At 71.6% G+C, this 8,877-nt stretch carries 8 protein-coding genes; 5 read left to right on the forward strand and 3 right to left on the reverse strand.

The features are described 5' to 3' along the window. Positions 1 to 98: adenosylcobinamide-GDP ribazoletransferase (locus HMPREF3086_RS18610; protein WP_210401878.1), on the forward strand; the 98-nt coding region annotated here is incomplete at its 5' end. 27 nt (positions 99 to 125) lie between these two features. Here HMPREF3086_RS18610 and HMPREF3086_RS14095 read toward each other — a convergent pair. Further along, a complete protein-coding gene (locus tag HMPREF3086_RS14095) occupies positions 126 to 1,226 on the reverse strand; it encodes a branched-chain amino acid aminotransferase (RefSeq protein ID WP_070722483.1) in 1,101 nt (366 codons plus the stop codon). Positions 1,227 to 1,258: 32 nt separating this feature from the next. Then, positions 1,259 to 2,371, reverse strand: coding sequence for a glycine cleavage system aminomethyltransferase GcvT (gcvT, locus tag HMPREF3086_RS14100; protein ID WP_070722485.1), 1,113 nt, complete (start codon positions 2,369 to 2,371; stop codon positions 1,259 to 1,261). 142 nt (positions 2,372 to 2,513) lie between these two features. Between gcvT and HMPREF3086_RS14105 the strand changes: the two genes are divergently transcribed. Then, complete coding sequence (locus HMPREF3086_RS14105; RefSeq protein ID WP_082767850.1) at positions 2,514 to 4,028, forward strand: leucyl aminopeptidase; 1,515 nt, start codon at positions 2,514 to 2,516, stop codon at positions 4,026 to 4,028. Between the two features lie 23 nt (positions 4,029 to 4,051). Here the strand turns inward: HMPREF3086_RS14105 and HMPREF3086_RS14110 are convergent, their stop codons facing one another. Continuing rightward, a complete protein-coding gene (locus tag HMPREF3086_RS14110) occupies positions 4,052 to 4,417 on the reverse strand; it encodes a hypothetical protein (protein WP_007632918.1) in 366 nt (121 codons plus the stop codon). Between the two features lie 317 nt (positions 4,418 to 4,734). Here HMPREF3086_RS14110 and sucB point away from each other — a divergent pair, with 317 nt between their 5' ends. The 3 genes from sucB (at position 4,735) to lipA (ending at position 8,842) form a co-directional block, all read left to right on the forward strand. After that, a complete protein-coding gene (sucB, locus tag HMPREF3086_RS14115) occupies positions 4,735 to 7,011 on the forward strand; it encodes a 2-oxoglutarate dehydrogenase, E2 component, dihydrolipoamide succinyltransferase (protein WP_063935651.1) in 2,277 nt (758 codons plus the stop codon). Positions 7,012 to 7,126: 115 nt separating this feature from the next. Continuing rightward, a complete protein-coding gene (gene lipB, locus HMPREF3086_RS14120; protein WP_061230033.1) occupies positions 7,127 to 7,804 on the forward strand; it encodes a lipoyl(octanoyl) transferase LipB in 678 nt (225 codons plus the stop codon). A 21-nt stretch (positions 7,805 to 7,825) separates the two neighbouring features. Then, entirely contained in the window at positions 7,826 to 8,842 is a 1,017-nt protein-coding gene (lipA, locus tag HMPREF3086_RS14125; protein WP_061230034.1) for a lipoyl synthase, read from the forward strand. Positions 8,843 to 8,877: the final 35 nt, after the last annotated feature.

Consider the following 8,877-nt stretch of genomic DNA (forward strand, 5'->3'; position numbering starts at 1 on the left):
TCGTCCGCCGGTTCGGTGGCGTCAACGGCGACGTCCTCGGCGCGGTCATCGAGGCCGGCACCGCCGCGGCTCTCGTCGCGGCGGTGCTCCTCGCCTGACGGCGCCGAGGGGTCACACGGCCCGGCTCAGGCCAGGCGCGTCATCCAGCCGAACGGATCCTCGACCGAACCCCGCTGGATGCCGGTGAGGGTCTCGCGCAGCCGCATGGTGATCGCGCCCGGGCCACCGTCGCCGACCGTGTAGCCGCCGCCGGCGTGCTGGACCGAGCCGACGGGGGTGATGACGGCGGCGGTGCCGCAGGCGAACACCTCGGAGATCTCGCCGGAGGCGACGCCGGACTCCCACTCGTCCACGGAGACCTTGCGCTCGGTGACGCGGTAACCCAGATGACGGGCAAGGGTGAGCAGGCTGTCCCGGGTGACGCCCGGCAGCAGTGAGCCCGACAGCTCGGGGGTCACGATCTCGGCGGAGTCCCCGGAGCCCAGGACGAAGAACAGGTTCATCCCGCCCATCTCCTCGACGTACTTCCGCTCGATCGCGTCCAGCCACACCACCTGGTCGCAGCCCTTGGCTGCGGCCTGCTCCTGAGCGGCCAGCGAGGCGGCATAGTTGCCGCCGAACTTGGCGGCGCCGGTGCCGCCCGGGCTGGCGCGGACGTACTCGGTGCTCAGCCAGACGCTCACGGGGGCGACACCGCGGGAGAAGTACGCGCCGGCAGGGGAGGCGATGACCGAGTAGAGGTACTCGTCGGCCGGCCGCACGCCCAGCCCGGTCTCGGTGGCGATCATGAACGGCCGCAGGTAGAGCGCCTCCTCACCGCCGGCGGCGGGCACCCACTCACGGTCGATCGCCACGATCTGGCGCAGCGACTCCATGAACAGCTCCTCCGGCAGCTGCGGCATGGCCAGGCGCCGCGCGGAGCGGTTGAAGCGGGCGGCGTTCTGCTCGGGCCGGAACGAGGCGATGGAGTCGTCGGCCTGACGGTAGGCCTTGAGGCCCTCGAAGATCGTCTGGGCGTAGTGCAGGACCACGGCGGACGGGTCGATCGCGAGGGGCGCGTACGCCTCGACGACCGGCGTCCCCCAGGCTCCCCCGGCGTACGGGATGGTGACCATGTGGTCGGTGAAGTGCTTGCCGAAGCCGGGGTCGGCGAGGATGGCGGCGCGCTCGTCGGCCGTCCTGGGCGAGGCGGACGGGCGGATGTCGAAGTCTGTCGTGTCGGGCATGGCGGGTCTCGTTCCTGGAGGAAGGGGGCGGGTCAGCGGGTGCGGATCTCGATGAGCGGGGGTACCGCGAGGCGGCACGGTACCTCTCGTCCGCGTACGTCGACGACGACCTCGTCGCCCTTCTTCAGACCCGCGTCCAGCTCGATGAACGCGAGCGCGATCCCCGTCTTGAGGGTCGGTGAGAACGTGCCGGAGCTGGTGACGCCCACGTCGCGTCCACCGGCGCGCACGGTCTGTCCGGCGCGCGGGATCCCGCGTCCGGTGACCTCGAGCGCGTACATCCGGCGGGCGGGGCCGGCCTCCTTCTGACGCAGCAGTTCCTCGCGCCCCCAGAAGGCGGGCTTGTCCCAGCCGATGGCCCAGGCGCAGCGTGCCTCGAGCGGGCTGAGGTCCACGGACAGTTCGTTGCCGTGCAGCGGGTAGCCGGCCTCCGTGCGCAGCGAATCGCGGGCACCGAGACCGCACAGGGCGCCCTCACGGGACAGCACCTGCTCGGCGAGCGCATCCCAGATCGGGCCGGCCTCGTCCCAGGCGGGCAGCACCTCGAATCCGTACTCGCCGGTGTACCCGGTACGGCAGACCCGCACGGAGTGTCCGTTCCAGCCGGCGTCGACGTACGCCATGTAGTCGAGGTCGGTCGGCAGCCCCACCGCCTCGAGCACCTCTCCGGCGAGCGGGCCCTGGACCGCGATCACGGCGCGGGAACGGTGTTCGTCGGTGACGGTGACCCCGGGCGCCCGCTCGGCGGCGGCGGCCTGCATCCGCCGGACCACCTCGGCGGTGTTGGCGGCGTTGGGGATGATGAAGATCTCGGAGTCGGAGACCCGGTAGGCGATGAGGTCGTCCACCACTCCCCCGGACTCGTCGCAGCACAGCGTGTACTGGGCGCTGCCGGCGGCGATCCGGTCGAGGTCGTTGGTGAAGCACGAGTTGACGAACTCCGCGGCGCCCGGGCCGGTCACGAGCGCCTTGCCGAGGTGGCTGACGTCAAACAGCCCGACGGCCGTGCGGGTGGCGGTGTGTTCGGCGACGGTGCCGGCGTACTGCACCGGCATCGACCAGCCGCCGAACGGGGCGAAGGTCGCGCCGGCCTCCACGTGGCGGGAGTGCAGTGGTCCCTCGTGAAGGTCCCCTGTGTCTGTCATGTGGCCACTCCTCGCGCTCTACGGTCCGGCTGCCTGCCCACGTTAGTCGATAGACTATGGTGCCCTCGCCGTGGCGGTCCCGCCGCGTCGTCCGGGCATCACGACCCTTCCCGTACGTCCCGCCGACCCCCAGGAGCGCTTCATGCCGACCGCGCAGTCGATCCTCACCCACAGCCCTGATCTCGCCCCGATCGAGGCGGTCACGACGCCGGTGGACGCCGACGTCGTGGTGGTCGGTATCGCGGCCGATGCCGGGGCCGGAGAGGATGCGGCGCCCGTTGTCGTCGCCCCCGGCCTGGAGGGTGGGGTCACCGCGGCGCTCGCCGCGGTCGCGCGGTCGGTGGGCGCGTCCACCAAGGTCGCCTCCACCACCCGTGTCCCGGCGCCGGACGGTGTGTCGGCCGGGTCCGTGGTGCTGGTGGGGCTCGGGTCCTCCGACGACGAGGTGTCCGACGAGTCCCTGCGCCGCGCGGCCGGCGCCGCCGCGCGGGCCTGCCGCGGACTCGGGTCCGCCCTGGTGTTGCTGGACGCCGAGCGCGCGGAGCCGGTGGCCCTGGGAGCGGGGCTCGGATCGTTCCGCCCGGCCAAGGTCACCTCGAAAAACGACGACGACGACGAGAACAGCGATTCGCTGAAGGTGTTCGTCGCCGAGGGCGGCGCCGACGCCGTGACCCGCGCCGCCACCGTCGCCGAGTGTGTCGGGCTGGCGCGCGATCTGGTCAACACCCCGCCCAACCTGCTGTTCCCCGGATCGTTCGCCGATCGGGCCGCAGAACTGGCCCGCGACGCCGGTCTGGAGGTCGAGGTGCTGGACGAGGAGGCGCTCACCGAAGGTGGCTACGGCGGCATCCTCGCCGTGGGCGGCGGCTCCTCCCGCGGCCCGCGCATGGTGCGGCTCACCCACCGGGGCGCCGAGGGTCGACCCACCGTGGCCCTGGTGGGCAAGGGCATCACCTTCGACACCGGCGGCATCTCCATCAAGCCGGCCGCCGGCATGGAGCAGATGACGATGGACATGGGCGGTGCGGCGGCGGTGGTCGCGACCGTCATCCTCGCCGCGCGCCTGGGTCTGGACCTGACGGTGGTGGCGACCGTCCCGATGGCCGAGAACATGCCGTCGGCCACGGCCTACCGGCCGGGCGACGTACTCACCATGTACGGCGGCACGACCGTCGAGGTGCAGAACACCGACGCCGAGGGCCGGCTCATCCTGGCCGACGCGATCGTCCGGGCCTGCGAGGACTCCCCCTCGTACCTCATCGACACGGCCACGCTGACCGGAGCGCAGATGGTGGCGCTGGGCAAGAAGACCCCGGGCGTCATGGGCACCGACGAGTTCCGTGACCGGGTCGCCGAGCTGAGCCGGTCGGTCGGCGAGGGCGGCTGGCCGATGCCGCTGCCGGAGGAGCTGCGCGACGGACTCGACTCCGAGGTGGCGGACATGACCAACGTCACCCCCAACCGCTGGGGCGGCATGCTCTCGGCCGGGCTGTTCCTGCGCGAGTTCGTCGGCGAGGGCGTGGAGTGGGCGCACATCGACGTCGCCGGCCCCGCCTACAACGACGGCGGTCCGGAGGGTTACCTGCCCAAGGGCGGCACCGGCGTCCCGGTCCGCACGATGCTCGCAGTGCTCGAGGACATCGCCGCGGCGGGCTGACCGCCCCGGTGCGCCGGATCCGGTCAGCGCCCGTCGGCCTCGCGCATCTGTTCGCGCAGCCGGCGGGCGCGTTCGCGTTTCTCGCGGGTGATGCGGACCTGTTCGTAGTCCCGCATGCGTTGCGGGTAGCCCTGGATCGAGGCGTCGAAGAGCGGCAGCTTCAACCGCGCGGCGAGCCTGCGGGCGGTGGCGACGTCGCCGACCGGGCGGCGGGTCCACTCACCGTCGAACGCGACGAGGCACAGGCCCGGCACGGAGACGAGGGTCTCGGGCTCGAGGTAGGCCTCGACGCCCACCCGCGTGCGGCACCACCGGCGGAGGTGGTCGAGGTCGGCCGGGTCGGCGGCGATCCCCCGCCGACGACGCCCGAACAGGTCGCGGATCCCCACTGTCGGCCTCCTCCCGCCGGCCCCCGTCCGGGGTGGGGCCGGTCACGCCGGATCGATCGTATCTGCCGCGAGCAGCGCGGATCGCGTCACCCACGGGGGAATTCGTTGTCCGGCTCGGCTCGGATCGGGGCGTCCGACGACACCATCCAGTGGCAGAGGGCACAATGGACGGCGATCGTCCGGCCGGGTCGCCACCGCGGGTCCGTCCGAGGCGCTATCGACGAACAGACAGTTGACCCACCCACGACGCCGCTCACCGCGGGCGCTGACCGCGCCGGGGAGCAGCGCTTCTAGACCTCTCGAGGAGTCACGACACCATGGCCTTCTCCGTACAGATGCCGGCTCTCGGTGAATCCGTCAGCGAAGGGACCGTCACCCGCTGGCTCAAGAAGGAGGGGGACACGGTCGAGGTCGACGAGCCATTGCTCGAGGTCTCCACCGACAAGGTCGACACCGAGATCCCCTCTCCTGCTGCGGGCACCCTGCAGAAGATCGTCGCCGAGGAGGACGAGACCGTCGAGATCGGCGGCGAGCTGGCGGTCATCGACGACGGCTCCGGCGGGTCCGATGACTCGGGCGACGACGCCGCCGACGACGCGGACGCTGATCAGGCCGAGCAGGCCGACGACTCCGCGGACGAGGAAGACGCGCCCGCGGAGGAGCCCGCCCCCGCGGAGAAGTCTTCCGGCGGCTCCGGCGGCGGCAAGGGCACCGACGTGACCATGCCCGAGCTCGGCGAGTCCGTCACCGAGGGCACCATCACCCGCTGGCTCAAGGCCGTCGGCGACACCGTCGAGGTCGACGAGCCCCTGCTCGAGGTCTCCACCGACAAGGTCGACACCGAGATCCCCTCGCCTGTCGCCGGCACCGTCCAGAAGATCGTCGCCGAGGAGGACGAGACCGTCGAGGTCGGCGCCACCCTCGCCGTCATCGGCGACGGCTCCGGCAGCTCCGACGACGCGGGCGACGCGGGCGACGACGACTCGGACAGCGACGACGACGCAGCTGACGCTCCCGCCTCCGACGACCAGGGCGCGGACGACGCGTCCGACTCCGCGGACGAGGCCGACGACGAGCCCGCCCCCGCGAAGAAGTCCTCCGGCGGCTCCGGTGGCGGCAAGGGCACCGACGTGACCATGCCCGAGCTCGGCGAGTCCGTCACCGAGGGCACCATCACCCGCTGGCTCAAGGCCGTCGGCGACACCGTCGAGGTCGACGAGCCCCTGCTCGAGGTCTCCACCGACAAGGTCGACACCGAGATCCCCTCGCCTGTCGCCGGCACCGTCCAGAAGATCGTCGCCGAGGAGGACGAGACCGTCGAGGTCGGCGCCACCCTCGCCGTCATCGGCGACGGCTCCGGCAGCTCCGACGACACCGACGACGCGAGCGACGACGACCAGTCGGCCGAGGATCAGAACGCGACCGACGCCAAGGACGAGGGCGTCGACGCCTCCGGCGAGGACGAGGTCCCCGAGGACACCCCCGCCCAGGAGACCGAGGCCGCGGCCAAGGCCGAGAAGAAGTCCGAGAAGAAGTCCGAGGACACCTCCGCGAAGAATTCCGCGAAGCCGGCGCCGAGGACGTCCTCCGCGGACGAGTCGTCCGACGCGGTCCCGCCCCGGGCCGAGCCCGCCGCCGCCGCCAAGGCCGGCACCTCGCCGTACGTCACCCCGCTCGTGCGCAAGCTCGCGCAGGAGCACGGCGTCGACTTGGACTCGGTCAAGGGCACCGGTATCGGCGGCCGGATCCGTAAGCAGGACGTCCTCGCGGCGGCCGAGGGCTCGGGCTCCGACTCCGGTTCCGAGGCCCCGGCCGAGGAGAAGGCGCCCAGCGGCGGCCCGTCGAAGGCCGGCGTCCGGCCCGAGCTCGCGGAGCTGCGCGGCACCACCAAGAAGGCCAACCGGATCCGCAAGATCACGGCGCAGAAGACCCGTGAGTCGCTGCAACAGACCGCTCAGCTCACGCAGGTCTTCGAGGTGGACATGACCCGGGTGGCGCAGCTGCGCTCGCAGGTCAAGGAGAAGTTCGCCGACAAGCACGGCGTCAAACTGACCTACCTGCCGTTCTACGCCAAGGCCGTGGTCGAGGCCCTGGTCTCGCACCCCAACGTCAACGCCTCGTACAACGAGGACTCCAACGAGATCACCTACCACGGGTCGGTGAACCTCGGCATCGCCGTGGACACCGAGGCCGGACTGCTCTCGCCGGTCATCAAGAACGCCCAGGACATGGACATCCCGGCCCTGTCCAAGGCGATCAACGACCTCGCGGAGCGGGCCCGGTCGTCCAAGCTGACCCCGGACGATCTCGCGGGCGGCACGTTCACCATCACCAACATCGGTAGCGAGGGTGCCCTCTTCGACACCCCGATCCTGGTCCCGCCGCAGGCGGCGATGTTGGGTACCGGCGCGATCGTGCGCCGTCCGGTGGTGGATGCCGACGACGACGGCGAGTCGATCGCCATCCGGTCGATGGGCTACACCCCGCTGACCTACGATCACCGGCTGATCGACGGCGCCGACGCCGGCCGTTTCCTCACCACGGTCAAGGACCGCCTGGAGAAGGCCGAGTTCGAGGGCGACCTCGGACTGTAGTCCCACCGCCGGTTCCGCCGACCACGCGACGGGCGTCCTCCTTACGGGGAGGGCGCCCGTCGTCGTGGTACCACCCTCCCGGGCCACGCGCGCCCACGCGGCCTACCCTGGTGGTATGTCTCACACCGGTCAGTCCCTGCGCCGCGACCCGTCCGCCCCGGAGATCCGGCGGCTCGGCACCGTCGAGTACTCCCCCACGTGGGACCTCCAGCGCACCCTGGCCGAGGAGCGCGCCGACGGGCGACGCGGAGACACCGTGCTGCTCCTCGAGCACCCCGCCACCTACACCGCCGGCAAGCGGACGGAGCCGTCCGACCGGCCGGTCGACGGCACCCCGGTCGTCGACGTGGATCGCGGCGGGCGAATCACCTGGCACGGCCCGGGCCAGCTCGTCGGGTACCCGATCGTCGCGCTGACCGACCCGATCGACGTGGTCGAGTACGTGCGCCGCGTCGAGCAGGCACTCATCACCACCTGTGCCCGGCTCGGCGTGGAGGCCGGCCGCGTCGACGGTCGCTCCGGGGTCTGGTGCGCGGCCGCGGGCGCGCGGCCCGAACGCAAGATCGCCGCGATCGGGATCCGCGTCCAACGCGGGGTGACAATGCACGGGTTCTCCCTCAACTGCGACTGCGACCTGACCGCGTTCTCCCGGATCGTGCCGTGCGGGATCGTCGACGCCGGGATCACCTCGCTCACCGCCGAACTCGGCCGCACGGTCACCGTGTCGGACGTTCTCGATCAGGTCACCTCCGACTTGGTGGAGGCGCTCGACGGCCGACTGCCCGTGTCCTGAACCACGCGTAGTCTTGGTGACGTGACTGTGACTCCCGAGGGCCGCAAGCTCCTGCGCATCGAGGCCCGCAACGCCGAGACCCCCATCGAACGCAAACCGTCGTGGATCCGTACGCGTGCCACGATGGGCCCCGAGTACAAGGAACTGAAGGGCCTCGTGCGAGGTGGCGGTCTGCACACGGTGTGTGAGGAGGCCGGGTGTCCCAATATCTACGAGTGCTGGGAGGACCGCGAGGCGACGTTCCTCATCGGCGGTGAGCAGTGCACCCGTCGTTGCGACTTCTGCCAGATCGACACCGGCAAGCCCTCCGCCCTCGACCGCGACGAGCCCCGCCGTGTCGCCGAGTCGGTCCGCGAGATGGGTCTGCGCTACTCGACCATCACCGGCGTCGCGCGCGACGACCTCGACGACGGCGGCGCCTGGCTGTACGCGGAGACGGTCCGCAAGATCCACGAACTCAACCCCAACACAGGGGTAGAGAACCTCATCCCCGACTTCAACGGCGACCCCGACCAGCTGGCCGAGGTCTTCGAGTCGCGCCCCGAGGTGCTCGCACACAACCTGGAGACCGTGCCCCGGATCTTCAAGCGGATCCGGCCCGCGTTCCGGTTCGAGCGCTCCCTCGACGTGATCCGCGCCGCCCGCGACTTCGGTCTGGTGACCAAGTCCAACCTCATCCTGGGGATGGGCGAGACCACCGAGGAGATCGTCGACGCGATGCGGGACCTGCACTCCGCCGGCTGCGACATCCTCACCATCACCCAGTACCTACGCCCCACCCCCCGGCACCACCCCATCGACCGGTGGGTCAAGCCCGAGGAGTTCGTGGAGCTGTCCGACAAGGCCCGCGAGATCGGTTTCGCCGGCGTCATGGCGGGCCCGCTCGTCCGCTCGTCCTACCGCGCCGGTCGCCTGTACGTCCAGGCGCTCGAGCACCGCGGCCAGGAGGTGCCCGAGCACCTGCGGCAGCTCACCTCGGAGGGATCGGCGTCGCAGGAGGCCTCGAGCGTGCTGGCCCGCGAGGCCGCGCGCGCCTGACCCGGGCACGCACACCCGGCGCCGCACCCGCCGCG

This window comes from Dietzia sp. HMSC21D01 (assembly GCF_001815995.1).
GTDB classification, from domain to species: domain Bacteria; phylum Actinomycetota; class Actinomycetes; order Mycobacteriales; family Mycobacteriaceae; genus Dietzia; species Dietzia cinnamea.

Coding starts and splice junctions, on each gene's coding strand:
- HMPREF3086_RS14095 (WP_070722483.1), bottom strand. CDS start 1,226: ATGCCCGACACGACAGACTTCGACATCCGCCCGTCCGCCTCGCCCAGG.
- gcvT (WP_070722485.1), bottom strand. CDS start 2,371: ATGACAGACACAGGGGACCTTCACGAGGGACCACTGCACTCCCGCCAC.
- HMPREF3086_RS14105 (WP_082767850.1), top strand. CDS start 2,514: ATGCCGACCGCGCAGTCGATCCTCACCCACAGCCCTGATCTCGCCCCG.
- sucB (WP_063935651.1), top strand. CDS start 4,735: ATGGCCTTCTCCGTACAGATGCCGGCTCTCGGTGAATCCGTCAGCGAA.
- lipB (WP_061230033.1), top strand. CDS start 7,127: ATGTCTCACACCGGTCAGTCCCTGCGCCGCGACCCGTCCGCCCCGGAG.